The organism is Nitrospira sp. BLG_1 (genome assembly GCF_047338595.1).
Classification (GTDB): Bacteria; Nitrospirota; Nitrospiria; order Nitrospirales; family Nitrospiraceae; genus Nitrospira_D.
Genome location: NZ_JBLFBO010000013.1, coordinates 22,394 through 49,123 on the forward strand (window position 1 = coordinate 22,394; position 26,730 = coordinate 49,123).

A 26,730-nucleotide genomic window follows, 5' to 3' on the forward strand; every position below is an offset into this window, starting at 1 on the left:
TTCCCTCCTCTGCGTTTCCCTCTGATCGTGTTTTGCGAAGCATGATCACCGACTGTTCATGCGGGAGTGTGGAAAGAGTATCGTTTAGTAATCATCGATTTCATCGGTTTCATCGAGCATCTCCGCTGTCACTTCATCCGACTCAACAGTCCATTGAGGCAGTGGAATGCTTTTCGCTTTGAGAATGGCTTCCTGCTCCGTTCCCGCAGCCAGAGTGAGCTCATAGCTCACCGTGTGTTTGATTTGAAACATCCTCATATTGATTCACCTTTGAATATGTGGTCTCTCTGCCATCCAATCACGAGCTGTGGGCTCTCCGTTCTATTCGAAGTCGACGGAGCCGTGATCCGTCTGGTGGTCTGATGGTTCGTTAGCAGGGCTTCTTTTTCCCCTGCATCCGTTTCTGTTCTAATTCAGTCTGTTGCCGCATCTGTTCGAGTTGAAGCTGAAAATGCCGCTCCCGTTCGTCGTTCAGGCCTAGAGGCCGTGTATTCCCTCCGGTTCCATCTTTCCCAGCGGCTTGGACCAGCATTGCCGTGAGAACAGTACCGACTATCACACCGAGTATGAAATTCCACATCGCTTTTCTGTCAGGCTCCTTTCGGTTTGGGCGTAGCGAGCATTCAGCAGTATTAGTGTGAGGGGATGGTCACCTCTTGCACGAGAGTCCAATCGGGTAGCCAGGGCATTGTAATCGATTCGGCCTCAGATACCATAGAGGCTTGTCTCGTCTGAGGAGGAGATATTCGGATGGTCATCCAGTCGTTACCTTGACTCTATTTCCATCGCTTTGCTAGAGTGATCAGCCAATCTAAATATTTGAAAGTTCCGCCGTTTCTGAACCATTTTCACAAGTAACACTGAGGCAACATTGTGATGAACGCCTGGTTGTGTGATGACTCGCAGCGCTTCAATAATCGTCGCCTATGTATCGATGGGCTCCCAGGAGAATGGGGTGGTGGAGATCCGGTCGCTGAAGAAGAAGAGCTGCCGCTGCCTCCGCAAAATGTCCATGCCAAGTCTGGGAACGGGCGGATTACCATTACGTGGGATCCGGTTCCGGATGCCATGTATTATAACCTCTACTTCCAGACAACCAAGGGCGTGCAGATCAAGTTCTCGGAGTTGACCCGCCCTATTGCGGGTCCAGAAGATTTTAAGAGCGTCATCGGGGTCAAGAAGGACAAGGCGACTTGCTTGGAAGGGGCCTCCAGTCCCTACATCCATGACGACCTCGCCAATGGTACCTGCTACCACTATGTCGTCACGGTGGTGACGCCGAAGGGCGAAAGTCTCGAATCTCAAGAAGTCATGGCGATTCCATCGCCCTATCTCCTCGCCATGGTGATCGGATGCGAGGGCGTCGATGATGGTGAACTCAGTTCTCCGACGGGTATTGCGCTCGACAAAGAGGGGAATCTCTATGTGGCGGATACCGACAATCATTCCGTTCAGAAGTTCGACAAGACGGGGAAGTTTCTGGCCCGATGGGGAGGTGAGCCTAGTTCGCAGGAAGGGCAATTCTATTATCCCCGCGGGTTGGCTGTTGGACCGGACGATGTCGTCTATGTGGCAGACAGCGGGAATAACCGCGTGCAGAAGTTCGATCTCGAAGGGAACGCCCAGAAGGCCTGGGGGAAGTTCGGGTTTGCCTGGCGCGGCGCTGAGATGGGGCGGTTCGACGTACCGTGGGGCATTACAACGGATCAGGACGGCAACGTCTATGTGTCCGATACGAGCAATGCACGGATTCAAAAGTTTCAAGCCGACGGGCAGCCGCTGTTGAAGTGGGGGCGAGACGGCAGCTTCGATGGTGCCTTCTTTTTCCCGCGCGGGGTCGCGGTGGATTTTGTCGGGAATATTTATGTGGCCGATGAGAGCAATAACCGTATTCAGAAATTCGATACGCGTGGAAGTTTTCTGACAAAGTGGGGGCGTGAGGGGAGTGGACCCGGGCAATTCAGATCTCCCTGGGGGATTGCCTGTGATGCACTGGGCAATGTCTACGTGGTCGATAGCGGCAATCACCGGATTCAGAAGTTTGATGGGAACGGGACCTTTCTCTGCTCGTTTGGAAACCGAGGGAAGACGGAGGGACAGCTCAACTTCCCCTACGGGATCGCCGTGGATAAAGAAGGCTGTGTATTTGTCGTCGATAGCGGCAACAATCGCATTCTCAAGTATGTGCCGACGGAAGAGGAGTTGAACCGCGGCAAAGAGCAGCCTGCGCAGGCTGCAGATGCCGGAGTCGTGCAGCCGCCTCGTAGCCTTGCCGTCAAGGCAGGCGATACGGAGGTCTTCCTGAGCTGGATGGAGGTGTCAGGCGCGCAGTCGTACAACCTCTATTTTAGTACCTCTCCCCACATTACACTTGAGGGGGCTACGAAGATCGAAGGCGTGACGAATCCCTATACGCATGAAGGTCTTACCAACGATACTCCCTACTTTTACGCCGTGACGGCATCGTTCGAGGATGGGACGGAAAGCGGGTTATCCGAAGAGGTGACGGCGATGCCCGTGCTGATCGATATCACGGCGCCGCAGAACCCCTATGCCGTGATCAACCACGGGGCGTTCATGACGAATTCGCCGGATGTGGTGGTGACAATCTCGGCGACGGATTTGGACACGGGCGTCGGGGCCTATTTCATTTCCGAGAGTCCATTGACGCCCATGGCCGGTACGCCGGGGTGGGTGGATGTGACGCCGGCGATCAAATTTGGAGCGACGATTCCGTTCATTCTGTCTCCGGCCGACGGCCAGAAGACAGTGTATGTGTGGTTTAAGGACATTGGGAACAATGTCTCGACTCCAGCGAGTACCACCATTCTCGTCAATACCTCGGGCTATCTCTGTGTCGCAAAATGGGGGAAGCCTGGTCGCGGTGCGTCGTTGTTACACGGCGGGGAATTCATGGCGCCGATGTACGGGCTCTGCGTGGATCAGCAGGGGTCCCTGTTTGTCGTGGATAACGGCAACAATCGCGTGCAGAAATTCGACAGCGCCGGGAACTTTATTATCCTGTGGGGGAGCTTCGGCTCCGCCAATGCCAACTTCCATAATCCCACCGGGATCGCCTGTGACGGGAAGGGCGATGTCTGGGTGGTCGATACCAACAACCATCGCGTGCAGAAGTTCGACGGAAAACTCGGTGGCTATCTGATGAAATTCGGCTCACGCGGGAACGGCGAGGGCCAGTTCAATGCACCCTGGGGCATTGCCGTCGACCGTGTGCGAGGGTATGTGTATGTGGTCGACAGCGCCAATTTCAGGGTACAGAAGTTCGATATGGCGGGCGAGTTCATCATGGCCTGGGGCAGCTTCGGTAACGGAGACGGGCAGTTCTATTTCCCCCGCGGGGTGGCGGTCGACCAGGAGGATGGAACGGTCTACGTCGTCGATATGGGTAATCACCGTATTCAGAAATTCGACACCAGTACCAACGTGTTGCCGCAGCTCTTGACGAAATGGGGAGGCAGTCCGGCAGCCGGGCATGCCAGTAGTTCCTTGGCGCAGGAAGCGGGACAACTCCGCTCGCCCTGGGGGATCACCGTGGATGGAACCGGTGATGTATATGTGACGGATACGGGAAATCATCGGATCGAAAAGTTCGACCGCGAGGGCAATTTCATCACGCAGTGGGGCGGGTTCGGCAACGGTGACGGGCAATTTAATTTCCCGTACGGGGTCGCCGTTGATGCCAAAGGCAGTGTGTTTGTCATCGACAGCGGCAACACCCGCGTGCAGCAGTTCATGCCGGCGGAAGAGGGGAGTGAGCGGCTGCAAGACGAGGCAGAGGATCTGGCCGAGTTGGAAAAAGCGCAACGAACTCAGAAGGTCTGACGAGGGAACGATGCTTGATAAAGAGCCGCGACTGGGACTGACCTACGACGACGTGATTCTGGTGCCGGCTAAGTCACAGATTCTGCCCAATGAAGTCGATACGAGCACCTTCATCTCGCGGAACATCCGGATCAATATCCCACTGGTCAGTGCGGCGATGGATACGGTGACAGAGTCGCGGTTGGCGATCGCGATGGCCCGTGAAGGGGGGATCGGCATTATGCACCGGGTTCTGTCTCCGGCTGATCAAGCCATGGAGGTAGATCGGGTCAAGAAGTCTGAGAGCGGGATGATCATGGATCCTGTCACCATTTCGCCCGATGAAACCATTCGAGACGCACACCAGCTCATGGCCAAATATCGCATCTCCGGGATTCCCGTGACCAAGGGGCGCAAGCTGGTGGGGATCCTGACCAATCGAGACCTGCGGTTTGAGAGCAGAATGGACCTGAAAGTGTCGCAGGTGATGAAGCGGGACCGGCTCGTAACCGCGCCGGAAGGCACCAGTCTCGAGAAAGCACGGGAGATTCTTCACGAACACCGGATCGAAAAGTTGCCGGTCGTGAACAAACAGTTTGAATTGAAGGGGCTCATCACCATCAAGGATATCGAAAAGCGGATCAAGTATCCCAATGCGTGCAAGGATGGGCATGGACGCTTGCGAGTCGGGGCGGCGGTCGGTGTCGGGCAGGATACTCAAGAGCGTGTGACCCTCTTGAAGAAGGCAGGCGTGGATCTTTTGGTGATCGATACCGCCCACGGCCACTCACAGGCCGTGTTGAATACTGCAAAGATGATCAAGAAACTCTATCCTGACCTGGAGTTGGTGGCAGGGAATATCGGCACAGCAGAGGCGGCGAAGGATTTACTGAAAGTCGGAGTCGATGCGGTCAAGGTGGGAGTTGGACCCGGGTCGATTTGTACGACCAGGATCGTGTCGGGAGCCGGCATGCCGCAGCTGACAGCCATCGCTGACTGTGCCAAGGTCCTCCGTGGGACCGGCGTACCGGTCATTGCGGATGGCGGGATCAAGTTCTCCGGCGACATTGCCAAAGCGCTCGCGGCTGGCGCGTCATCGGTCATGCTTGGTGGGTTGTTTGCTGGAACAGAAGAGTCTCCAGGAGAGACAGTGCTCTATCAGGCCAGGACGTACAAGGTCTATCGCGGTATGGGGTCCATTGGGGCGATGGAGCGCGGGGGAGGCGATCGGTACGGACAGGGGGGACGCCCGGCGCAGAAGTTGGTTCCGGAAGGGATCGAAGGGCGTGTGCCGTACAAAGGGCCCTTGGCGGCGGTGGTCTATCAATTGGTCGGTGGTGTCCGATCGGGAATGGGATACTGCGGGTGTAAGTCGATTGCCGATCTTCAGAAAAACGCCACGTTTATCAGGCAATCGGTTGCCGGTCTCCGAGAGAGTCATGTTCACGATGTCATCATCACCAAAGAAGCGCCGAACTATCGAATGGATTGGGAATAGGATGGAAGTCCATGGCGTGTGGCGTATAGCCAATAGCAGAAACGCCGGAGGCTGATGCTCCTTCGCCTTCTGCATTACCTATCTCCGGCCATTAGCCATCAGCTATAAGCTATACACTCTTCTCAATCATGGAACTCTGGCACGATAGAATTCTCGTTCTCGACTTCGGGTCTCAATACACGCAGTTGATCGCTCGCCGCATTCGCGAGGCACAAGTCTACTCGCAGATTTTTCCCTGTACGGCCTCATTGGCGACCATTCTTGCCTATCGGCCGAAGGGCATTGTGTTGTCCGGCGGACCATCCAGTGTTTATGAGAGGAAAGCGCCATCCATTGCTAAAGAACTCTTCGATCAGCATATCCCCATCCTTGGCATTTGTTACGGCATGCAGCTGGTGACGCATCTCTCCGGAGGAGAAGTCGCCAAGTCGACTCATCGCGAATATGGCCGCGCTGAGCTCGCGATCGACGATGCGAGTGATCTCTTTAAGGGAGTGGGTGTCAAGCAGTTGACCACGGTTTGGATGTCACACGGTGATCGTATTGAGCGGATGCCGCCGGGGTTCCGATCGATCGCGCATACGAGTAACTCGCCCGTTGCTGCCATGAAGCGGGATGACGCGAAGCGGCGGCTCTATTGTCTGCAGTTTCATCCAGAGGTCGCCCACACACCCGAAGGCACGAAAATTCTACGCAACTTCGTCTATGAAATCTGCGGCTGCAAACCGACGTGGACCATGCAGTCCTATGTCGACACCGCGGTGAAGCAGATTCGTGAACAGGTCGGCAAAGAGCGCGTCATCTGTGCCTTGAGTGGTGGGGTTGATTCTTCCGTCGCCGCAGCGCTGACGCATCGGGCGATCGGGGATCAGCTAACCTGTATCTTTGTCGACAATGGTGTCTTGCGAGCGGGGGAACGGGAGCAAGTCCAGAAAACCTTTGCCTCGCAACTCCACCTGAATCTTCGAGTGCTCGATGGGACGAAGCCGTTTCTCACGGCCTTAAAGAGTGTGACGGATCCAGAGCGAAAGCGGAAAATCATTGGCCGGCAATTCATTAAACATTTTGACGCCGAATCGAAGAAGCTTAAGGGGACGAAGTTTCTGGTCCAAGGCACACTTTATCCTGATGTGATCGAAAGTGTCAGTTTCAAAGGGCCTTCGGCCACGATCAAGACGCACCACAATGTCGGCGGGTTGCCGGCACGGATGAAACTCAAACTGATCGAACCGCTGCGAGAGCTCTTTAAAGACGAAGTGCGAGTACTAGGGCATGAGCTGGGATTGCCGGATGAGATCATTTGGCGCCAACCATTTCCAGGACCAGGGTTGGCTATTCGCGTGTTGGGTGCGGTGACGGCTGAGCGATTGGCCATTCTTCGCGCGGCGGAAACCATCGTCGATCAGGAAATCAGGAGCGCTGGGCTCTATCGGGAAATCTGGCAAGCGTTTGCCGTGCTGTTACCGATTCGCACGGTTGGCGTGATGGGTGATCAACGGACATATGAACATGTGATTGCCATTCGTGCCGTAACGAGTGTGGATGGCATGACCGCTGATTGGGCGAAGATTCCCAATGAGGTGCTGGGCCGCATGTCGAACCGGATTATCAATGAAGTGAAGGGTGTGAATCGAGTCGTCTACGACATCAGTTCGAAACCACCGAGTACGATTGAATGGGAGTGAACTGTGAAAGGTGAGAAGTAAAAGGTAAGAAGTCAAAAGTAAAACCATTTGCACTTCTTGAGTTTTACGCATCTTATGGAACTCCGTCTCCAAAAGCTTATCGCCAGTACCGGGCTGGCTTCACGCCGGAAGGCGGAGATGCTGATCGCCAGCGGTCGTGTAACGATCAACGGCAAGGTCGTGACCGAACTCGGCACGAAGGTCGATCCGGGGCGCGATCATGTGAAGGTCGATGGCAAACACCTCACCTCGGCGCAGCCGTTTGTGTATCTGGTATTGAATAAACCCAAAAACGTGATGTCGACCTTGGACGACCCTGGTGGGAGGGACACCGTGAAGGATTTCTTGAGGGGTGTTTCTGTTCGCGTATTTCCCGTCGGGCGATTGGATTTCGATAGTGAAGGGTTGATGTTGTTGACGAATCACGGTGATCTGGCCCAGGCCCTACTGCATCCGCGGTATCATGTGCCCAAAACCTATCTGATCAAGGTCAAAGGCGTGCTGACAGATAGTGAGATCGCTCAGCTTCAACGGGGAGTCAAACTAGAGGACGGGATGACAGGCCCGGCGGTCGTAAAAAAAGTGAAGCGAGCCGAGGCGAACTCCTGGCTGGAGGTCACGATTCGGGAAGGTCGTAAGCATCAAGTGAAACGGATGTTGGAGTCCGTGGGGCATATGGTGATCAAGCTTATACGCATAAGGATGGGACCGCTGGCGCTCGGCAATCTGGAGCCAGGCGAGTTTCGTTTCCTTAGCGATTATGAAGCGAATGCTTTGCGCGAACTGGTGGAACAGCGCGTGGCCTCGGTTGAGCGGGGAGAAGAGGCAATGCCAGGTCCCAAGCGGCTGGTCAGGCGAGAGGGTTGGGCCAGACCGGTGAAGGCCAAGAAGTATGTTGGAAAGAAAGCGAGAAGGGTATGAAGATCCGCACACATCGTTGCGGCGAGTTGACGTCGAAACAGATAGGGCAGACCGTCGTCTTGAATGGCTGGGTGCAGCGTCGTCGCGACCATGGCATGGTGATTTTTATCGATCTGCGAGACCGGACCGGCATCACACAAGTGGTGTTCAATGCCGAGCGCAATCTTCGGTGCCATCAAGCGGCTCACACACTCCGCAGCGAATGTGTCGTGTCTGTGACCGGGCAGGTCATGGCACGGCCAGATGAATCAAAGAATCCCGATCTTTCGACCGGTGAGATTGAGATCTTTGTCGACGACGTGGAAATTCTCAACGAGGCGAAGACACCGCCGTTCCTGATTGAAGACGACGCGGACGTGACGGAGTCGATCAGGTTGAAGTATCGTTTCCTGGATCTTCGGCGCCCCAGAATGCAAAAGTTGTTGAGTCTCCGTCACGGCATTACGCAGGCCACCAGGGAATTTGTGAATGCCGAAGGATTTCTGGAGGTAGAGACACCGATTCTGACGAAAAGTACACCGGAGGGGGCTCGGGATTATCTCGTGCCGAGCCGCGTGAACGCCGGGCAGTTCTTTGCGCTGCCACAGTCACCGCAATTGTTTAAGCAGGTGCTCATGGTCAGCGGCGTCGATCGCTACTACCAAATCGCCCGATGTTTTCGGGATGAAGACCTTCGCAACGATCGGCAGCCTGAGTTCACACAGATCGACCTGGAGATGTCGTTTGTCGATCGCGAACAGGTCATGAGCCTGATGGAGCGGATGATCGTCACGATATTCAAGAAGGTGGGTGGCGTGCAGTTGCCGACACCGTTCCCCAGAATGACCTATGCGGAGGCGATGGGCCGTTACGGCTCAGATAAGCCGGATCTCCGGTTCGAGATGCAGCTCCATGACATGACGGCGTTCGGTGCAGCGAGCGAATTCAAGGTCTTTAAAGATGCAGCAACCAAGGGCGGGATTGTCAAAGCCTTGATCGTCAAAGGTGGCGCGACCCTGTCTCGTACGCGAATCGATGCGTTGGGAGACACGGCGAAGATTTTTGGGGCAAAAGGCCTTGCTTGGCTGAAGTTGACAGCGGAAGGCCAGCTGGAGTCCGTCATCGCGAAGTTCTTGGATGCGAAGGCGTTTGCAGCAGCCTTGCCGGAAGCGAAGCCAGGAGACTTGGTCCTCTTCGGTGCCGACAAGTCGGCGGTCGTCCACGATGTGATGGGGCGGATTAGGCTGCTGTTGGGTGAAGAGTTGAAGCTGATCGATATGACAGCTTGGAAGCCCTTGTGGGTGGTCGATTTCCCCATGCTGGATTATGATGTGGAGCAAAAACGCTACGTGGCCATCCACCATCCCTTTACGGCGCCGCTCGATGAAGATCTGGGGCTGTTCGACACCGACCCGCTCAAAGTGAGAGCGAAGGCCTACGATATGGTGCTCAACGGAAGCGAAATCGGTGGCGGCAGCATTCGTATTCACCGCCGAGATATCCAGAGCAAAGTATTCGATCTATTGGGGATCGGCAAGGAAGACGCAGCGGTCAAGTTTGGGTTTCTCCTCGAAGCCTTGGAGTATGGGGCCCCGCCACACGGAGGCATCGCCTTTGGGCTGGATCGCTTGGTGATGCTGCTGGGCAATGCCGATTCCATCCGCGACGTCATCGCATTCCCCAAGACACAGAAGGCGCAATGTCCACTGACCGATGCGCCATCAACTGTGGATCAGAATCAGTTGAAAGAACTGCGTATCAAGCTGGATCTGGTCGAGTAGGGAGTGTTCCGCCATATGGCCGGTAATACATTCGGCAGAATCTTTACCGTTACCTCGTTCGGCGAGAGCCATGGACCAGCAATAGGCTGCGTCATCGATGGCTGTCCACCTGGTCTTGCCCTCTCCGCAGAAGATATTCAGAAAGATCTCGACCGACGAAAGCCTGGTACGTCCCGCCATGTCACACAACGGCAGGAGTCGGACACGGTTGAGATTCTCTCCGGGGTGTTTGAAGGAAAGACCACCGGCACGCCTATCGCCTTATTGATTCGCAACGAAGATCAGCGCAGTCGAGACTACGGTAACCTCATCGACACGTTCAGACCTGGCCACGCCGACTATACCTACTGGCAGAAGTATGGCATTCGCGATCACCGAGGTGGTGGACGAGCCTCGGCCCGTGAAACGGCAGTACGTGTCGCAGCGGCGGCCATTGCCAGAAAATGGCTCACCGAAAAGTATGGGGTCGTGATTCGGGGTTATCTCAGTCAGTTAGGGCCGCATGAGATGAAGTTTAAAAGTTGGCAGGTGGTCAGTGAGAACCCATTTTTCTCTGCTGATCCAGATGTCGTCCCTAAACTGGAAGCCTTCATGGACGAGCTGCGCAAGGCCGGTGATTCAGTCGGTGCCAAGATCACGACGATCGCTGAACAGGTACCGGTGGGCTGGGGTGCGCCGGTTTACGCAAAGTTAGACTCGGATCTGGCTGCGGCCATGATGAGCATCAATGCCGTGAAGGCCGTCGAAATCGGCTCAGGTTTTGCTTCTGTGACACAGCGGGGGTCTGAACATGGAGATGAACTCACGCCAGAGGGATTTCTCTCCAACAACGCAGGCGGAATTCTCGGCGGCATTTCGACTGGGCAGGATATCGTTGTCAACATCGGCATCAAGCCGACATCCAGTATCCGCATTCCGCGCAAGTCGATCGATAAACAAGGTAAGCCCGTCATGGTCGAAACCAATGGCCGCCACGATCCCTGCGTCGGGATCCGCGCGACACCGATCGCCGAAGCCATGCTGGCCCTCGTCCTCATGGACCATGCATTGCTGCATCGAGCACAGAATGCCGATGTCACGACCGCCACGCCGAAAATTCCTGGATCAGTCAATTAGACTTCTTCTGTTACGATCAGACGAGCTTCGAAAGAATAAAGAACAAGGAGTTCTTGAGGCTTTGGTATGGAGAAGTCCGATGGAGCGACGGCACCAAGGCTCCCTCGCCCCCAATGGGGGAGAGGGGAAGGGTGAGGGGGGTAGGAGTTCTGGACGTGCCCGAGGGTTGCGCCGGAGACAGACCGATAGTGAGCGAGTTCTCTGGCAGCATTTGCGTGACCGGCAGTTTCTTCAGACCAAGTTTCGTCGACAACACCCTATCGGTCCATACATCGTCGATTTCTGTTGTCCTGCCTACCGACTCGTGATTGAGCTCGATGGTGGTCACCATGCTGGGCAGATCCGTGCTGATGAACAACGAACGGCTTTCCTCATGCAGCGCGGCTATCGGGTACTCCGGTTTTGGGATCACGACGTGTTAGCCAAGTGTGACTCAGTGTTGCAGGCGATTGAATTGGCCCTATCCCACCCTCACCTCACCCCTCTCCCTCGTGGAAGGAGAGGGTGAAGATGGCGTAACCTACGTGATTACTAAAGGGTCTTATTAAGGAGGAGATGGGCAGATGGGACGGAAACGGTTGCTTGAGCCGATTCATCCAGGCGAAATCTTGCTGGAAGAGTTTATGAAGCCGATGGGCATCAGTATTAACCGGCTGGCTCGTGACATTCGTGTATCACCGGGGCGGATCAGTGCCATTGTGAATGGGAAGCGTGCCATCACGGCTGATACCGCGCTTCGATTGAGCAAGTATTTGAAGACCTCGTCGGACCTCTGGATGGGACTCCAAGGAGAGTTTGATTTACGCATGGCCAAACGGACGATCGGGCCTGAAATCGACCGCTGTATTCAGGCGCATGTCGCGTGATTGTGCCGAACAGGCTGTGCTGGCCCTCGTCCTCATAGACCATGCGTTGCTGCATCGGGCACAGAATGTGGATGTGACAATCGCCACGCCGAAGATTCCTGGATCGGTCAAGAAATAGGTTAAAGGCTAGGAGGAGGACAACCCATTCGACGCTCAACCTCAACCTTCTCCTCGGCCTGTATTCCAAAGGCGATCTGTCGTGGATTCGTCTCGATCCCACCGACGGCTGCCAAATCCAGAAGACTGACCCATGCCTCGTCATCTCACTGGACGGACTGAACCACCACATCTCTCCCTCATTACTGAATCCAATTAGATTCAGTGAATCGAAAAAGATTCACCTCGTGGAGGTACTTATTAGTGAGGAAGCCACAAATCTTCAGGATTTTCGCCATTTCCTATGATGTGTTTTGCGGCCTGATCCTTGCTGAATGCGTCCAGTACGGAAAAGTTCGTCGGCAGCCCATGCGTCAACGAGCGGGACGGCCCGAGAATGCGATCATGGGGCTGAATGGATCTAGTGCGATTGGCCCGCAATCCATTATAAGCATCGCGTCATCTCCTGGTGATGCGATGGTCTGGTCGTCACATCGGACTGCGCAGCCTTCCTCGCGGGCGAAGCAGACATGATCACTCCTGGATGAGCAGTTGGCTGGTAATCTAGTGAGGCAGCTTTCAGAATAGACCAGGCATTTGCATTGCCTAAAGGCAAGGTTGGCCACTACTCTGCACGGGCAACGACGATCTTTCAGATAGATCAATGGTCACGACGGGTACAAACCTGAACTTCGCATCGGATGTTTACAGTTACCAAGATGAGTTAATACACATTCCAGGCCCCAGGATGCTGACCTAGGACACATCCGGGTATCATCGATATCGTGCGATTATTCCAGGGTAGTGGACAGTTCACAAAATAGTTCGGCGGCAACCACAAATCTTGTTAGCACCTCAAAATGGGTATTGAGCCTCTAGGAGTAATTGAACTTTTATGGAGCATGCTCGAGGCAGTGGCCAAGGGCTTTACGACGCAGAAGAAGGAAGTTTTCGAGAATCATGTTGAGCCATTGCAAGTAAGAATGTCGGCGATTCATAAAGACTACATTGCTGGGTTTGAGGAAGTTAAACGCATCTTAAAAACTCATGAAAAACCAACTCCTGAGTTACTGGAATTTCTTTATGAACGTCGCAGAGAGAATGAGCATGAACGGCAGCTGTCAAATGATTTGGCGAATAATCTCGCAAAGCTGAAAAAGGTAGGGATAAGAAACGATGATATGGAGGCAATTAAAGCATATGCCACAGCAATCGCAGAGTACTTTTCTGCGTCTGGAAGGATTGGTGGCTTTTCATGGTACACAGATTTTATTGATATTGTTCAACGTAATACTCGTGCAGGATTTCACGATGTATGGTTTACAACTGCAATTTCTGGGAACCTGGATGGGGAGTTGATGGGATCGGCCAACCAAATTCTTAATCAGGGCCTTCCCAATGCTTTTAAGAAAATTAGCTCATCGTATGCATATCTACGGACGCGTTTATTCTGATCGGATGCACCCAGCAAGGCGTGCATGCGACCTGGGACCTGGGACCTGGGACCTGGGACACTCACCACCCTGCGTAGCCTTCTTGGTGGCTTCAAATTGGTTCCGGCAAATGCCGACAGTTCACACGGCCACCTACGCAAATGCCCGTCAAGAGCGAGCACTCCCGCTCGCAATCCGGCCCGCTGAATGTCTCAGGGATCAGAAGTCAGTCGCCAATTCGACGTTGATTTCTGAGGGACCGGAGGTGCTGAGCGCTTAAAATTCAATAGTTAGGTAACAATCGGCAATCGGAGGCGAGTAACAAAGACATGTGCCCTCAGGTAGCACCTCCAACTGACCCACTGTTTCCTTTTTGTTCGTGTGCTGAATGTTTGCTGCGTCTGCATATAGTTGACCGAGGCTGATGCCATGACTTGGCGAGCGAGACGACCATCGTCGTCAACACACGTATCGCAATATCAGTCCATACAACGAAACTCTAGGAGCGAGGCCAATCTATGTACCAAACGTCCATTTACCCGCTGAGAACCTGTGTCGGGCGTGCCATTCCTGTCGGCAAACCAGGCAACATCCGGCTGATTGGCCAATCTCCCCAATCCGGAAGAGAGGAAATAAAGTACGATTTTGCGGTCAAGTCGCGAATTGCAGAGACTGAAAGCCATCCTGGAGACGGCACTCCTGCACATCCCGGTTACCGGGACTACCTCCCGGTTTATGAAGCGGGGGGGGGTGACATTTTCGGCCGGTGATGGAATGGACAGGCTGCCCGTTCCGGCGCCGCCGTTTGGTCTCCTGCCTGCCTTTATGCCGCCCGCCGCGCTGCCTTTTTTGCCGGAAGATCCAGTGCTCTCTTTTTTCGCGTATACCAATAAGAGTGCCGACTTAGCCAATGATATTTCCCGCCGACTTTCGTCATCCTTCCGGATTGATTTAGGAAAAGAGCATGTAGTGGGTGGTATCTGCTTTGGCGGTTACCCATATCTACCGTACTCAAACAGATACTTGCAGAAAACAGGAATGAACTCCGCCAATTTCGGGTTACCGCGTGAGGTACGACTGCTCTGTCTGGGAGAGACCGGGGACAGGAAATCCAACGGTGCGGCCTTCGAATTCCTCGATTCCGAGTACTCAACCACGAAACAGGACGTCGTTTCCCATTCAGGGTTCCATTTCCTCGCAACCGACCCGGTCAAGACTCGCCTCATTGAAGTGCGATTTTCGGATTACCCGTTGATCCTGCGCCACGTCGATATGACCGAACACAGTCCAGACTTGTTTTACGGATTTATCATTCCCTACTTTTATGTCTATGAATACGAAGAGCGCACGCGATTCAGACCGCAGGTTTCAGGCGGGCTTCTAGGCGTAAAGAGGCCTCTCCACCCTCGTATATTGTCGCCTGGAGGGTTGTCGACAGTTGAACGTGGTGATTTTCAGCCTCCGACAACAGGTGCTGACGCGTCGGATATGCCTCCGGGCGATCTGCTTAGACAATTTTCTTCTTTGCTGAATTCCGATCACTGCTATTCACCTGGCAATACCGATACGGAAGGCTGGTATTACGACTACACAGCCGCCAGCGTCTTCGGCCAGCAGCGACAGTATAAGGAGAGACTGCACGCGAAAGAATGTTTTATCTCCACGCCAATTAAGCAGGACGACAAGCTGATCCTCTACATCGAGCAGGGTGAGGACCATGCACGTTGCATTGCTGGCCTGACCATGTTGATGCCGTTCATTCCAGAAGCAGAGTTTTCTCAGGATGTAATGGAAGGTGTCGTCGACACATTCCACGAACTGTTCGGCAATGATGATCCGAATGACCAAGTTTCGGCACGCGAGGAACTCGAGGCCTTCTTGCGCGGATTTCTTCGTATCCCGCCCGACATAAATTTCTGCGAGAAGATCGGCGTCCGTGTGTTCGAGATTGACCCGCCCGAGGGGGTGTCGCCTGTGAGCGTAAACCCGGATGAGAAATACGCGACGCTCCTTGCCGAGCAGGAGATTGATACCAGTTCTGAAATTCTACACGCAACCTTTCTCAACGGCATAAAGTTTACCCGGCCGTCGAACGCCAAGTATTTCGCGATTGAGCTGACGAACCGCGACAACGAATCGTCGCAATTCGTGATCAAGGCGCTCCGGCTGATGCAGTCGGCACACGTCTCGATCCACCCGCGCGCGGCTCGCACGCAGCAGGTGAAGACACTCAACTTCCGCGTCATCGGCGCCGACCTTGCCGGGGACTACGCCAAACTTGGCGAGGAAGGATTCAACTTTAGCATCGAACGTCTTATCGCCGGAGAAAGGAAATCGGTGTTATTTAAGGCCAACAGCCTGCTCGATCTGCTTCATACCGGCGCGGCAAAGATCTTTAGCAATGTGAGGCGGCGAGCAGTGGAGTTTGAGAAGTCAGAAATATACCCCGCTTTTGAAGATGATGCCGTCAAGTATTTTGTCCCTGGAGAATTTACTTTGGATGGAGGGTATAGGTTTACGCCGAATTATGAACGCCGGAAATCAGAATCACGGGTGGACGGATGGCGGCGAAGTGAAACAGGTGACGGGATCGACCAAGAGGTAGCAGATAAGTACGACTGGACAGACAAAAAGAACGCACCAGGTACGTTTGAAAATTATTCGAGTCAGCAAATAAGGACACATTCTAACATCCTTTTCCCTGACGCTTCGCTCCCTGAGTGGGGATCGGCTGCCCTTTTCGCAAATGGTTTGACCGTGGTTTATAACGGTGGCCAGTTATTGGATGCTGCATTAACCGGCAACAGTAGTGACCTGCTTTTGCGCACTTATCGAGCAGATGACAACAACGGGGTTCATCAGCTCGTAAGAAACTTCTCACGGTATTGGCGTGGCATAGACACTGATCGGCTGAAGGTTACAGGCACACTGGGGATAACTCAATCACCCTGTGGACTCACGGTAACCTCCGCAGAGATGCTACAGGACCTTTTGGATATCTTCAAAGACTTTAACGACCCCACTAAATTTGGTGACCTACTAATCGCAGTTTTTGGCCTATCGGCTGTTTTCATGCCAAACTCGCCGGCACAGTTGGGGGTACTGCTACCGACTCTAAACGGACTCAATCTTGGCCTTAGTCTAACGGCTGCGGGGTTTGGCCTTTCTGCCAATCCGGCACCAGGCACATTTCTGCCTTCGGTATCGCAAAATGCAGCGTCCGGCACCCAAGGCACGATTGCAAGACAGGCGATGCACACCGGGTACTCAAAATCGCAGTTCCTCAACGCAGGCTATGATGAGGCCGAAACCGAAACTACGATAACCGCAGGCGAGACGAAGCGCATCATCACCCGCCGAGAAGTTCCGGCAAGAGGAGACAACCGCTACGATACGCAGCGCGTCCGTGGTGCGGAGGTGATGTGGCAGGGCGAGATCGTGGATATCATTACCGGTGCGATCACGCTCAATTTCACGCTACCAGCGACTGCGACCAAGATGCATGTTCGTACGGTAGACGATTCACTCCGCGTGCGGTTTGGCAGCGGAGTCGGCAAATCGGTTTCAGTTGATTTCTGGTTTGACATTACCGAAGAGGTGGTCAGAGATGATTATTGATCGGATCCAATTGGCTGGTAATGATGCGTATTTTCGTACGGATAACGGGATCAACCTCGCTGGACTAACGGCGCGCACGGGGTCACTCCGCAAGGGAAAGCAGCTTGAGATTTTGGGTATTGAACTCCTGATCGAATCGGACGGCGACCTGACCGGCCTCTTTAACCGGCAAAACGCCTCGCTGATCGAGGTGCGCGTGATGAAGGAGATGTTTCCGGCGCTGTTTAACGATCCGTTCCGCCACCGCGTTCACACCATCGCGGGATTCAACGATTTTGAGCGCGGCACGGCGAAGAACTGCAAGGCCATGGACGTGGACGGCATTCCGACCATTGTTTCCACCGGTACGGAGACCTGTGTCTGGACGTCGCCGCGTTTTCGCATGCCGGAGGACATACACATCGAGCATGCTTCGTGGGAACTCGCCGCCTCACGCAAGACGCCAAGAGATAATTTCACCTATACGATTACGCTGAACACTTTTGATGGAGACGGGAATCCGCGTGATTCGGTGGAACTTGCTCCTGGGCTCGATCCGACCCAGCCTCGAAAACGTGAAGAACTGGGCCTATCCAACGTGGCGTCGTATGAGCTGCAATTCAAAGCGGATGTCCGCAAAGACGCGGCGATGTACGAAAAGCACACAGTTATGGTGGGCGCCTCCATCGGCACGCCGCTGCTCAGGGCCATTAACCTGCTGGAGCCGGTGGCAAAGGGAAATTCGGTCTATGAGATATATTCGCTCAGTGAGCTTCTGAGTCAATGCTCGGATCACCAGCTCATTGAGATGGACGGTTGGCCGATAATCCAGGGTCGGCAGCTCAGGAAAATAAACGCCACGCTCAATCTGTCAGCGACGTTGGTGCAAAGCGACCAGGAAGACACCCCGAACGGTCGATATGAATCTATCGAGATCGCCGTGGCCGCAAACGCATTCACGCATGTCGAGACCCGCCTGGTGGGCGAGGTGTTGATGAGAGTCAAGGACTAAGGAACCACCTGTAGACCCATGAAAGACCACGCCGATTCCTCCGGTACTTTCCACTCCGGCGCAAATACATTCGAGGTGGACATTATCACCAAACCCTGGCGCGAGGGGTTTATCACAGATATCTATATACAACAGTTTAGCGATGGGAAAGAAGTTTCGCGCAAGCATGAGAGTATTGAAACCGAAAATGCAACAGGTGCGCACAATCTGCATAAGCAGGCTGAATTACGTGCGGCTAGCCTGGGTGAGGGATATCTTACGAGACTGGATCATTTTGCAGCGGAAATTACTATTGAACAGCCCCTTGAAATACACGTTAAAAAGAATTCCCCCCAGGAGCCTCGCCAGCAGGACAGAACAAAAACTGAAAACCCTAACAATAACCGCACTGAAAATATTCAGCCAAACACCATCGAGAAATCTGAGCAACCACCTCCCCAACCTGAACAAAGGTCAAACACCACTGATGGAAATAATAACCGCCCAGAAAATCAATCTGAAGCTCCTGATGATTTTCAGTTGAGCTTGGGTGATGTTGCTTTGGGGGCTGGGAAAGCACTTTTGTTTACAGGCATAGGCATCGGTGTCGGTGTAGCGGCTGGACCAATAGTGGGCGCCGGTATTGGGGCAGGCTTCTTAATTCATAGCTTTATGAATCGTTCTGGCGAAGCATTTGAACAAGGTGCCGGAGATGGAGCAGCTGCGCGAGCATTGGCTGCTGGGATAGGCGACATACTTCCGATAAACCCATTCGATATAGGGGAAGTGATCATTGGCAAAGACGTTGTTACCCGCCGTCAGCTTACCAATTCAGAGAGAAATGAACGGTTAGGATCTAGTATTGGGGGCGCATTGCCTGGAATAGCCCTCGGGGGAATGAAACGGGCAAAGGATCGTGCGAAAGAAGGCAGCATTAAACGCATGGTTTTAGACCCCGAGACTGAAAATATCTTATTGAAATCTACCGATATATATGTTCGAGAAATGAAAAAAGTTGCCTCAAGAAAGGACCTCTCAAACGCAGGTGCGGAGGCTAGTGATGCTGCAGGTGAGGCAATTGCCCGCGAATTCAAAGGGAAGAAAGTGCTTGTCAACGCATATACTGGTATCACAAAAGAACATAGTGGTACATCACAGGAGATCGATGTTTTAATACTTGGTAAAGGTGGGAAAATGGAGCTATTGCTTGAGTTCAAGCGAACAGCTTTTCTTAGAAAAGACGGCGTTATGGTAACAAAAGGTAGGGAGGCAGGCATCGACACAATAAATCCTCAAACCCAAGGTCATGAGATATTCTCAAAAAATCATGATGTTCCACTTTTCATAGTTAATAGCCGTGGAGAGATATATGGCTACGACCTAGGATCAGAAACGTGGTCGCGAGTATTCTAACGGTGTTTTTGAGACTGTCGATCAGTGTGAATGAAGTTGGGGCTGATTTTGCATTAAAAACCAGGAAAGAGACTGGAAGTTCTTTTCAGCTCTCAAGACTTTGTAAGATTCGCCCACACAATTTCAGCATTGTTGAGTTGCGTTCATGGCCATTTGAACTAATTTAGCTGTATAAAGAGCAGACCTGGAGCATGTGCGGTTACTATCTAGACACCTAACATTCTCACCTTAATACCATTATGGTTTGCAAGAAAGCCCCCTGGATGTCCCGAAAGCCTATTTGGGGTCAAGTCTTGTTTCTTGTATTTTGGAACATGATTTTATGGTTGGCCTAACCACTGAGTGATAGCGTGGCACAGAATCCTTTCTCGCGTGGGCCTCTCACCGTTTTCATGCCCGATGCGAAAGAGTAGCAGGGGCAGCATTGTAGCGCACGCCGTTCATAATATGTTCCATCAACATTCCGCTGTATCGGCTAGATTCCTCTCGCTGTGCAAGGGCGTGACTTCTCACGGCGAAAGGCATAAGCTCTGTCGCTATCGTGAGCGATGAACTTGAGATATTGAAATCAGTTGCGGTGCGGCTACAGGCCGCCGGGATCGCCTATATGGTCACCGGATCCATGGCAATGAACTTCTATGCCACTCCAAGAATGACGCGCGATATCGATCTGGTTGTTGAGTTATGGGAAGCGGACGTTACACGTGTCGTTGGTCTCTTTCAGGGGGAGTATTACATTGATCGCGATATGGTGGCGCAGGCCGTTCGAAACAGGTCCATGTTCAACATGATTCACAATGATTTGGTGGTCAAAGTCGACTGTGTCGTCAGAAAAGAGACTGCGTATCGCCGCGAGGAATTTGCCCGTCGCCGCACGATGACGCTCGACGGCGAATCGGTCTCCGTCGTCGCTCCTGAGGACCTCATCCTTTCAAAGCTGGAGTGGGCGAAGGACAGCCGCAGCGCCATGCAATTGGACGACGTGCGGAACGTGCTCCGGTCTGTGAAGACGCTCGACCAGGGGTATTTGGAACGGTGGGTGGAGCACCTGGGACTGGTTGCGCTGTATCACGAGGTGCAGGCATGAATGATACGCCGCCTGAGGTAGAAGAACGGTATCGGGCGATGCTGATGCAGCGCACGGGAGAAGAGCGGCTGATCATGGGATGTGCCATGCGTGACACAGCGCGTAAGCTCGTAGAAGCATCCTTGCGGGTGCAGAACCCGTCGGCCACGGAGGCGGAGATTCGCAAAGGCCTGTTCCTGCGCTTCTATGGCCATGAGTTCGACGCCCCAACGTGCGACAAGATTCTTGCCTCAATTGAAGAGGCAGCGAAGTGAGGCCCTCCCTAACTGGTTGTCGATTCACAGACAGTCAGATTGCAGGGCCAGACTTTGATATCTAAACAATTATCCGGACTTCTGAAGTTGAGCACGGCTCATCTCGTCATTCCCGCAGGTTCCAAGCGGGAATCCAGAACCTCCGGCACCTGGATGCCTATTTTCGCGGGTATGACGATTTGTTCTTGAGGCCGTGTGATCGTCCCGTCATGTCGGGAATTTCGATTGCTCTCTCCTCAAGCAGCAGCCTTGCCCCGTCACTGTGCCGTTGCTTGGAGTTTGGCGAATGCCTCACGTGCTTCATGCACAATCGCCGATGGCGCTTTGTCTGGACTGCCGGCATCGAACGGTGGTTGTGGGTCGTACTCGATCAAGAGTTGGGTAAGCTGCGCTGCTTCTGCTCCGAATTCTTCTGCCACCAATGTGAGCGCCATATCGATGCCTGAGGAGACGCCCGCGGCGGTGAAGACTTTGCCATCGCGAACCACGCGCGCTTTTGTCGGGGTTGCGCCAAATTGCTTCAGCACCTCATGCGCGAGCCAGTGCGTGGTGGCTTTCAACCCTTTGAGCACACCTGCAGCTGCTAGGCCTAAAGCGCCTGTGCAGACCGATGTGGTCCATTTGGTGGTCTTGTGCACCTGGGCGATCCATTCGATCACTTGTGGGTCACCCATGATGGCTTTGGGATAGGCCGTTCCTGGCACGACGAGAATGTCGGGACAGAGCATCTCATCCAGGCTGTAGTCTGCCGTCAATCGAAGCTTTCCAAAATCCGTCTGCTTTACGCCCTTCTTACTCGCCACAAAGCGCACATCGGTGTTGAGTGTTGGGGCTTGGAGCACTTCATACGGGCCGATGGCATCCAGTGCCGTCATCCCGTCATACAATAAGATCGCCACTTGTAATTTCGTTGTTTCCTGTACGTCTTGCATGGTTGCCTCCATGGTGATGTATGGTTCTGAGCTAGCTCACCTAATCCTCAGGATGCTCAAAATGGCTGTCCAGCAAGGCCGCAGCGAATGAAGGGACGAGGAGGTACATACCAAGCTTCGCTTGACCCGCTCGCTTCGATCACATGCGAGCGGATAGGTTTTTTGCCATCGTCTTTCGTACGTTGAGCCTCTGAGTGATGCGAGAACGCCGCTGGCGGACTTTTTCAGCATCCTGTTCGTTGGAACCGTTGTCGATACGCTTGTGGTGTGATGCCTTTGTGTCGTTGGAAGGCCCGCCGCAACTGTTCATGCCCGGTAAAGCCACAAGCCTGTGCGGTCATATCGAGGGATGTACCCGTGGTTTCCAAGAGGCGCACAGCATGTTCCAGGCGAAGCTTCTCCAAGTAGAGTGCCGGTGTGTCGCCAGTTTCGGTGACGAAGACCCGCGCAAAGGTCCGGGGGCTCATGCCGGCTTGTGACGCCATCTCCTCAACCGTCAGTGATTCATGATGATGGTCGGCCAGCCAACTCAAGAGGCCAGCTAACCGTTGGCCCTCGACGGCCTGGGCTTGGAGTTGTGTGCTGAATTGGGATTGCCCGCCGGGCCGTTTCAGAAACAGGACCAGCATACGCGCGACAGCCAGTGCCACATCACGTCCGAGATCTTCCTCCACGAGTGCTAGGGCCAGGTCCATACCGGCGGTGATGCCGGCTGAGGTGTAGACGTGGTCATCTTTGACGTAAATCGCGTCTGACTCGACAGTGATCGATTGATATTCTTGGGCCAGCCGTGCGACTTCCCTCCAATGGGTCGTGGCGCGGCGGTTCTTCAGCAAGCCGGCTTCTGCGAGCAGGAAAGCGCCGGTACAGATCGAGCCGATCCGTCTGGTGCGGCGCGCCATGGTCCGGAGCCAGGTCAGGAGTTTTTGATCGCGCTGGAGCGCCGTCATGTCAGGCCCACCGCAGATCAGTAATGTGTCGACCGTGTTATGAAAGTTACGCCACGAGGCATCTGCGATCAGGCTCAGTCCAGAAGATGAGCGAACTGGCCCAGGTTGATCAGCGAGAAGCACGATGCGATAGGGCGGCACTGCCTTGTCCTGTGCGAGGTAGGTCGGCAGAGAAAAGACCTCGTAGGGGCCGGTGATATCGAGCGCCGCGACACCATCAAAGCTCAGGAGTGCAATAGTGCGTGTGCTCTGCGTTGCCTTTTTGTTCCGTTTCATGAACCGCATCTTTCCATGAATCTACGAATGGCACAATGACAAAGATACTGCAAAAACTGCCAGCGAGCTCGTTGCTGCCAGCGTGCCGAGGTTGAAAGAGCATGGCGCGGCCGCTGGATTGTGATGATGAGCAACTGGTTGGGACGACTGACTGAACGAAGGTTCGGTTATCCGGGGCGTCTCTCAACGGATCGGAGCTCGACCGTTTGCACCGTGGCAAAGAGGCTAGATACGATCTGTTGTTCAATGAAGGCGAGAAACTCCTCGACCTTTTTCTGTGAATCGACGATTTCGACGGTGATGGGGAGATCTTCGGCCAGTCGCTCGATCTTGAAGGTGTGGATCACGCGGGTGTGGGGGCCGAATCCCATGAGTCCTCGGTAGACGGTGGCGCCGGCCAGTTGCCTGGAATGAGCCTGTGCAATGATCCATTCATAGAGGGGGCGTCCGGCGTGTTTGTCTCCTTCTCCGATGTAGATTCTCAGTAGGCAACCCTGTTCAACGCGCATCGTTTATTTCCAGACTAGATAGGCGGTGGAGTAGCCAAGCCAGACTGCACCAAGGCCGAGCACTGTATGGCCGATGATATTTCCAAAAGCCAACCACAACTCTCCATCACGCAGCAAGTTCATCGTTTCGTTGCCGAATGCTGAGAAGGTCGTGAAGCCGCCTAGTATTCCGACGATCAGAAAAGATCTCGCCTCCGCCGGAATGACGCCTCGATGATCGGCAAGCTCGGCGAGGAAGCCAACCAGCATACAGCCCATCAGATTGACGGCCAAGGTGCCGAATGGAAATTGAATACTCTTACTGAGTTGTTGCGCATAGCCACTCACAAGGTACCGCAAGATGGACCCGATGAACCCACCGGTGCCGATGAGAAAAAGTGTGCGCAGAGTGTGACTCTCTCAAAAATGTGAGCGTGATTGCCACGTCATTGTACCCAAGTCATCTGGTTGAGTCACGCCATCAGGCATCGTTCTGTCGTATTAGAGATGGTCGAAGGTGAAGGTCTCGTAGTACAATCCTGACCCAAACCTTGGGAACGAAAGCGCATGATCGAGATCTATACTGATGGCGCCTGCAGCGGGAACCCTGGTCCTGGAGGCTGGGGTGTCCTGGTGCGTGATGGGAACGTTGAAACGGAATTCTCTGGTGGGGAGTTAGCGACGACGAACAACCGGATGGAGCTCCTCGCGGTCATTGAGGCGTTGCAGTCGTTTCCTCAGTCAGTGCAGGCGCGGGTCTACACCGATTCGCAGTATGTGCAAAAAGGCATTAGCGAATGGATCCATAGCTGGAAACAACGAGGGTGGAAGACTGCCGGGAAAGATCCGGTGAAGAATGAGGATTTGTGGCGACGGCTCGATGCATTGGCGGCGAGCCATACGATCGAATGGCATTGGGTCAGAGGGCATAATGGGCATCCGGAGAACGAACGGGTCGATGCGCTAGCTCGAGCTGGCCTTGAGCAGGCACGCCGAGGTGGGAAACCAGCCAATCGGCCGGCGCTGGTCCCTGTTGAATCGCCCCGTTCATCAGCCAAGACGAAGCCGATCGTCGAGATCCAGCATGCGACGGTCTATCGAGGAGAGACCTGCGTCCTCTCAGATTTCTCGTTTGCCCTGCATGAAGGTGAGCATGCGGCCATCCTGGGTCCGAACGGCGCAGGAAAATCCACGTTGCTCAAGTTGCTCTCAGGCGAAGTCCATGCCATGCCGAAGGACGAGACCAGGTGGGCGCTCTTTGGTGAGGAGCGGTGGAATGTGTGGGATGTGCGAAAACAAATCGGTATCGTGTCGCACGATCTTCAGCGGGATTACTTGATCTGTGCCGAGGGGTTGAACGTCATCTTGTCCGGCTTCTATGCCAGCAACGACACCTATGCCTATCAAGAGTTCAGCAAGTCACAAATGACGAGAGCCTATGAGGTGATGCAAGAGCTGGGCGTGATGGACTTGTCTGGGCGTCGCTTCGGCCATATGTCCACCGGTGAGCAGCGGCGGTTTCTCTTGGGGCGAGCCTTGGTGCATGATCCCCCGGTCTTGGTGTTTGATGAGCCAACCAGCGGTCTTGATCTCAAGGCCTGCTTCCAATATCTGGATCTGTTGCGCGCTCAGATGGCCAAGGGCAAAACCGTGCTGCTGGTCACGCATCACCTGCATGAAATCCCACCGGAGATCGATCGCGTGATTTTCCTCAAGGCGGGCAATATCGTGGCTGATGGTTCCAAGTCAACCTTGCTCACGAGCGATCAGATCAGCGGACTCTTTGACAGCAAGATTTCTCTTGTACAAGCCAATGGCTGGTATCAGGCCTTGCCGGGGTAGGATATTGAAAATGCCCTCCAACTTCGTTCTCACGTCACTCAAGGCCTCAACGTACGAAAAACGATGGCAAAAAACCTATCCGCTCGCATGTGATCGAAGCGAGCGGGTCAAGCGAAGCTTGGTATGTACCTCCTCGCCCCTTCATTTGCTGCGGCCTCGCTGGAAGGTCATTTTGAACATCCTGTGGGAGATGGGAGGCGCTTTGTGCTCGTCCAGGTCTTTGAGATTTGGAGACTAGGTTAGGTCTCCCATGGTCTGCTTAGATGGATCTTTACCATTTCCTGTCGCAGTAGTCTCGCTTCTTTTTGACGAAATCCCGTTTGAACGATAGGCTTCAAATGTTGCTCATTTCAGCAGTCAGGCATGTGTCAATCCCACTCACAAGCCATCCGTCGACAAATTCAGGTTACGTCCTTTGTTCTTCTACACCTCTGCGTTATCGCCTCGTTCGGTTTCAGCTCCGTATGGGCTGAGACCTGGGTCTGTTCAATGCCGGGGCGAGCGGATCTGTATACGGACCGCGAATACCCAGGCTGTCGGCAACTCGGTGAGGCCAAGACCTATTCACCATTGGAAATATCACCAACGCCTCGCCAACAGTCTGTGACTCCTGTGCCATCCGTGCCTCATGCCAGTCTTTCATACAGTCCACCACAGCCATCCCATAGAAAGCCTGTGCCGTTTTCAGACGTCACGCTGTCCTTGCCGTTGTTGAGTGTCGGGCAAGACAAGGTTGGTTCCATTACCGGTTCATGGAGGGGACTCGTGGCGCAACTCACGGTCGGGTACAAAGCCGATGGACGAGGGCCGGAGATTCTCGGTGATTCGAACTTGATGCTCGGATCCGCCCTTTCCTTTCAGACTGCGGTTGCCGTGGCCACGGAGGCGGTGGGCTATGATCCTCGATATCTCACGGTGCGTATCTTGGTCCCCACGCGATTGGATGGGTCCAGTGCCGGCGGGATTTTTGCCGTGGGTGTCGCGGCAGCCCTGCTCGGCGATTCGATCCGCCCGGACATCTGTATGTCGGGGACAATCGAATTGGACGAAGAAATCCAAGCTGTGGGGCGACTCGTCGACAAGATGAATGGCTGCCGAGAACTGAGAAAGACCACGATGATTGTGCCTGATGCTTTGGATAACAGTCACCTGAGTTTCTCCGGCGCAGAGCGATCGATTCAGGTCATCGAAGTGCATACCCTGGCTGAAGCCTACAGTGCTGCCACCGGGCAAGCGTTGCGCCAGGTTCCGTAGGACCGAAGGATTTCACCATGCTTAAGATCCACGTCTTGTACGAAGAGGAGGTCCCGTGATGAACAGCATCCTACGCTTGATAGAGTTGGCGACGATCAGCTTGCTGTGCCTCGTATCTGTCACCTGGGCAGCGGATCCGGTCACGATCAGTTCCTTACAGGCCTATCCCGAAGCGTACAAGATGAAAGTCGTGCAAGTGACGGGGATGGTCAGTGGGTATGAGATGCATCATTTTATTGGAACCAGCTCGAAGTTGGAGAAGTGCGTCCAGAGTTTTCTGGTTGATGATGGCAGTGGAGCGATTGAGGCGAGCTACGCGGCACTCTGTCAGATGGGACCGGTTCTTCTCAAAGACGGCGATCAGGTTACGGTCGAAGGGCACTATTTAGGGACGTTGGATGTGAAATCGGTGAAGAAGAACTGAAAAAGTCTGCGTGCTGTGAAGAGGT

General features: G+C 53.9%; 24 protein-coding genes and 2 pseudogenes. 20 read left to right on the forward strand and 6 right to left on the reverse strand.

Annotated features, from left to right (window positions below):
- Positions 1-84 precede the first annotated feature (84 nt).
- A complete protein-coding gene (locus ACMTNU_RS12040) occupies positions 85-258 on the reverse strand; it encodes a hypothetical protein (protein ID WP_413935504.1) in 174 nt (57 codons plus the stop codon).
- Positions 259-370: 112 nt separating this feature from the next.
- Positions 371-580 (reverse strand): hypothetical protein, encoded by a 210-nt coding sequence (locus ACMTNU_RS12045; RefSeq protein ID WP_413935505.1) that lies wholly within the window; start codon positions 578-580, stop codon positions 371-373.
- Positions 581-876: 296 nt separating this feature from the next.
- Here ACMTNU_RS12045 and ACMTNU_RS12050 point away from each other — a divergent pair, with 296 nt between their 5' ends.
- The 16 genes from ACMTNU_RS12050 to ACMTNU_RS12125 all read left to right on the forward strand — a co-directional run bounded on the left by ACMTNU_RS12050 (position 877) and on the right by ACMTNU_RS12125 (position 20,539).
- On the forward strand, positions 877-3,843 hold the full coding sequence (locus tag ACMTNU_RS12050) for a 6-bladed beta-propeller (RefSeq protein WP_413935506.1): 2,967 nt from the start codon (positions 877-879) through the stop codon (positions 3,841-3,843).
- A gap of 10 nt (positions 3,844-3,853) precedes the next feature.
- Positions 3,854-5,320, forward strand: a complete 1,467-nt coding sequence (gene guaB, locus ACMTNU_RS12055) for an IMP dehydrogenase (RefSeq protein WP_413935507.1) — start codon at positions 3,854-3,856, stop codon at positions 5,318-5,320.
- 128 nt (positions 5,321-5,448) lie between these two features.
- Positions 5,449-7,005 (forward strand): glutamine-hydrolyzing GMP synthase, encoded by a 1,557-nt coding sequence (gene guaA, locus ACMTNU_RS12060; RefSeq protein WP_413935508.1) that lies wholly within the window; start codon positions 5,449-5,451, stop codon positions 7,003-7,005.
- Between the two features lie 75 nt (positions 7,006-7,080).
- Positions 7,081-7,926: a pseudouridine synthase gene (locus ACMTNU_RS12065; protein WP_413935509.1), complete on the forward strand. Its 846-nt coding sequence runs from the start codon at positions 7,081-7,083 to the stop codon at positions 7,924-7,926.
- A complete protein-coding gene (gene aspS, locus ACMTNU_RS12070; protein ID WP_413935510.1) occupies positions 7,923-9,686 on the forward strand; it encodes an aspartate--tRNA ligase in 1,764 nt (587 codons plus the stop codon). The genes ACMTNU_RS12065 and aspS overlap by 4 nt, the downstream gene beginning before the upstream one ends.
- Positions 9,687-9,701: 15 nt before the next feature.
- Entirely contained in the window at positions 9,702-10,802 is a 1,101-nt protein-coding gene (gene aroC / locus ACMTNU_RS12075) for a chorismate synthase (protein WP_413935511.1), read from the forward strand.
- Between the two features lie 79 nt (positions 10,803-10,881).
- The gene (locus tag ACMTNU_RS12080) at positions 10,882-11,310 is read left to right on the forward strand and encodes an endonuclease domain-containing protein (RefSeq protein ID WP_413935512.1); all 429 of its coding nucleotides are present in this window, start codon (positions 10,882-10,884) and stop codon (positions 11,308-11,310) included.
- A gap of 55 nt (positions 11,311-11,365) precedes the next feature.
- A complete protein-coding gene (locus ACMTNU_RS12085; protein ID WP_413935513.1) occupies positions 11,366-11,668 on the forward strand; it encodes a HigA family addiction module antitoxin in 303 nt (100 codons plus the stop codon).
- Positions 11,658-11,786, forward strand: a complete 129-nt coding sequence (locus tag ACMTNU_RS12090) for a hypothetical protein (RefSeq protein ID WP_413935514.1) — start codon at positions 11,658-11,660, stop codon at positions 11,784-11,786. The genes ACMTNU_RS12085 and ACMTNU_RS12090 overlap by 11 nt, the downstream gene beginning before the upstream one ends.
- Positions 11,787-11,862: 76 nt before the next feature.
- Positions 11,863-12,072, forward strand: coding sequence for a type II toxin-antitoxin system PemK/MazF family toxin (locus ACMTNU_RS12095; RefSeq protein WP_413935553.1), 210 nt, complete (start codon positions 11,863-11,865; stop codon positions 12,070-12,072).
- Positions 12,073-12,624: 552 nt separating this feature from the next.
- Positions 12,625-13,218 (forward strand): hypothetical protein, encoded by a 594-nt coding sequence (locus ACMTNU_RS12100; protein WP_413935515.1) that lies wholly within the window; start codon positions 12,625-12,627, stop codon positions 13,216-13,218.
- A 729-nt stretch (positions 13,219-13,947) separates the two neighbouring features.
- A complete protein-coding gene (locus tag ACMTNU_RS12105) occupies positions 13,948-16,815 on the forward strand; it encodes a hypothetical protein (protein WP_413935516.1) in 2,868 nt (955 codons plus the stop codon).
- A complete protein-coding gene (locus ACMTNU_RS12110) occupies positions 16,805-17,806 on the forward strand; it encodes a hypothetical protein (RefSeq protein ID WP_413935517.1) in 1,002 nt (333 codons plus the stop codon). The genes ACMTNU_RS12105 and ACMTNU_RS12110 overlap by 11 nt, the downstream gene beginning before the upstream one ends.
- An 18-nt stretch (positions 17,807-17,824) precedes the next feature.
- Positions 17,825-19,198, forward strand: coding sequence for a hypothetical protein (locus ACMTNU_RS12115; protein WP_413935518.1), 1,374 nt, complete (start codon positions 17,825-17,827; stop codon positions 19,196-19,198).
- Positions 19,199-19,775: 577 nt separating this feature from the next.
- Positions 19,776-20,285 carry a hypothetical protein gene (locus ACMTNU_RS12120; protein ID WP_413935519.1) on the forward strand — a complete coding sequence of 170 codons (510 nt, stop codon included), beginning with the start codon at positions 19,776-19,778 and terminating at the stop codon, positions 20,283-20,285.
- A complete protein-coding gene (locus tag ACMTNU_RS12125; RefSeq protein WP_413935520.1) occupies positions 20,282-20,539 on the forward strand; it encodes a hypothetical protein in 258 nt (85 codons plus the stop codon). The genes ACMTNU_RS12120 and ACMTNU_RS12125 overlap by 4 nt, the downstream gene beginning before the upstream one ends.
- A 257-nt stretch (positions 20,540-20,796) precedes the next feature.
- Here the strand turns inward: ACMTNU_RS12125 and ACMTNU_RS12130 are convergent, their stop codons facing one another.
- From ACMTNU_RS12130 to crcB, 4 genes are all read right to left on the reverse strand, one after another.
- Positions 20,797-21,471 (reverse strand): DJ-1/PfpI family protein, encoded by a 675-nt coding sequence (locus ACMTNU_RS12130; protein WP_413935521.1) that lies wholly within the window; start codon positions 21,469-21,471, stop codon positions 20,797-20,799.
- A gap of 224 nt (positions 21,472-21,695) precedes the next feature.
- The gene (locus ACMTNU_RS12135; RefSeq protein ID WP_413935522.1) at positions 21,696-22,697 is read right to left on the reverse strand and encodes a GlxA family transcriptional regulator; all 1,002 of its coding nucleotides are present in this window, start codon (positions 22,695-22,697) and stop codon (positions 21,696-21,698) included.
- 167 nt (positions 22,698-22,864) lie between these two features.
- Complete coding sequence (locus ACMTNU_RS12140; protein WP_413935523.1) at positions 22,865-23,206, reverse strand: DUF190 domain-containing protein; 342 nt, start codon at positions 23,204-23,206, stop codon at positions 22,865-22,867.
- A 3-nt stretch (positions 23,207-23,209) separates the two neighbouring features.
- Positions 23,210-23,593 carry a fluoride efflux transporter CrcB gene (gene crcB, locus ACMTNU_RS12145; protein ID WP_413935554.1) on the reverse strand — a complete coding sequence of 128 codons (384 nt, stop codon included), beginning with the start codon at positions 23,591-23,593 and terminating at the stop codon, positions 23,210-23,212.
- A gap of 159 nt (positions 23,594-23,752) precedes the next feature.
- Here crcB and rnhA point away from each other — a divergent pair.
- The 4 genes and pseudogenes from rnhA to ACMTNU_RS12165 form a co-directional block, all read left to right on the forward strand.
- Positions 23,753-24,187 (forward strand): annotated as a pseudogene (gene rnhA, locus ACMTNU_RS12150) (ribonuclease HI); the annotation flags it as partial.
- Between the two features lie 126 nt (positions 24,188-24,313).
- Positions 24,314-25,027 (forward strand): annotated as a pseudogene (locus ACMTNU_RS12155) (ABC transporter ATP-binding protein); the annotation flags it as partial.
- Positions 25,028-25,516: 489 nt separating this feature from the next.
- Entirely contained in the window at positions 25,517-26,281 is a 765-nt protein-coding gene (locus ACMTNU_RS12160; protein ID WP_413935524.1) for a S16 family serine protease, read from the forward strand.
- A 58-nt stretch (positions 26,282-26,339) separates the two neighbouring features.
- Entirely contained in the window at positions 26,340-26,705 is a 366-nt protein-coding gene (locus ACMTNU_RS12165) for a hypothetical protein (protein WP_413935525.1), read from the forward strand.
- Positions 26,706-26,730 lie beyond the last annotated feature (25 nt).

What these genes read in the sequence shown, in the direction of transcription:
- ACMTNU_RS12040 (WP_413935504.1), bottom strand. Translation starts at nt 258, where the DNA reads ATGAGGATGTTTCAAATCAAACACACGGTGAGCTATGAGCTCACTCTG.
- ACMTNU_RS12045 (WP_413935505.1), bottom strand. Translation starts at nt 580, where the DNA reads ATGTGGAATTTCATACTCGGTGTGATAGTCGGTACTGTTCTCACGGCA.
- ACMTNU_RS12050 (WP_413935506.1), top strand. Translation starts at nt 877, where the DNA reads ATGAACGCCTGGTTGTGTGATGACTCGCAGCGCTTCAATAATCGTCGC.
- guaB (WP_413935507.1), top strand. Translation starts at nt 3,854, where the DNA reads ATGCTTGATAAAGAGCCGCGACTGGGACTGACCTACGACGACGTGATT.
- guaA (WP_413935508.1), top strand. Translation starts at nt 5,449, where the DNA reads ATGGAACTCTGGCACGATAGAATTCTCGTTCTCGACTTCGGGTCTCAA.
- ACMTNU_RS12065 (WP_413935509.1), top strand. Translation starts at nt 7,081, where the DNA reads ATGGAACTCCGTCTCCAAAAGCTTATCGCCAGTACCGGGCTGGCTTCA.
- aspS (WP_413935510.1), top strand. Translation starts at nt 7,923, where the DNA reads ATGAAGATCCGCACACATCGTTGCGGCGAGTTGACGTCGAAACAGATA.
- aroC (WP_413935511.1), top strand. Translation starts at nt 9,702, where the DNA reads ATGGCCGGTAATACATTCGGCAGAATCTTTACCGTTACCTCGTTCGGC.
- ACMTNU_RS12080 (WP_413935512.1), top strand. Translation starts at nt 10,882, where the DNA reads ATGGAGCGACGGCACCAAGGCTCCCTCGCCCCCAATGGGGGAGAGGGG.
- ACMTNU_RS12085 (WP_413935513.1), top strand. Translation starts at nt 11,366, where the DNA reads ATGGGACGGAAACGGTTGCTTGAGCCGATTCATCCAGGCGAAATCTTG.
- ACMTNU_RS12090 (WP_413935514.1), top strand. Translation starts at nt 11,658, where the DNA reads ATGTCGCGTGATTGTGCCGAACAGGCTGTGCTGGCCCTCGTCCTCATA.
- ACMTNU_RS12100 (WP_413935515.1), top strand. Translation starts at nt 12,625, where the DNA reads ATGGGTATTGAGCCTCTAGGAGTAATTGAACTTTTATGGAGCATGCTC.
- ACMTNU_RS12110 (WP_413935517.1), top strand. Translation starts at nt 16,805, where the DNA reads ATGATTATTGATCGGATCCAATTGGCTGGTAATGATGCGTATTTTCGT.
- ACMTNU_RS12115 (WP_413935518.1), top strand. Translation starts at nt 17,825, where the DNA reads ATGAAAGACCACGCCGATTCCTCCGGTACTTTCCACTCCGGCGCAAAT.
- ACMTNU_RS12125 (WP_413935520.1), top strand. Translation starts at nt 20,282, where the DNA reads ATGAATGATACGCCGCCTGAGGTAGAAGAACGGTATCGGGCGATGCTG.
- ACMTNU_RS12130 (WP_413935521.1), bottom strand. Translation starts at nt 21,471, where the DNA reads ATGCAAGACGTACAGGAAACAACGAAATTACAAGTGGCGATCTTATTG.
- ACMTNU_RS12135 (WP_413935522.1), bottom strand. Translation starts at nt 22,697, where the DNA reads ATGAAACGGAACAAAAAGGCAACGCAGAGCACACGCACTATTGCACTC.
- ACMTNU_RS12140 (WP_413935523.1), bottom strand. Translation starts at nt 23,206, where the DNA reads ATGCGCGTTGAACAGGGTTGCCTACTGAGAATCTACATCGGAGAAGGA.
- ACMTNU_RS12160 (WP_413935524.1), top strand. Translation starts at nt 25,517, where the DNA reads ATGCCGGGGCGAGCGGATCTGTATACGGACCGCGAATACCCAGGCTGT.
- ACMTNU_RS12165 (WP_413935525.1), top strand. Translation starts at nt 26,340, where the DNA reads ATGAACAGCATCCTACGCTTGATAGAGTTGGCGACGATCAGCTTGCTG.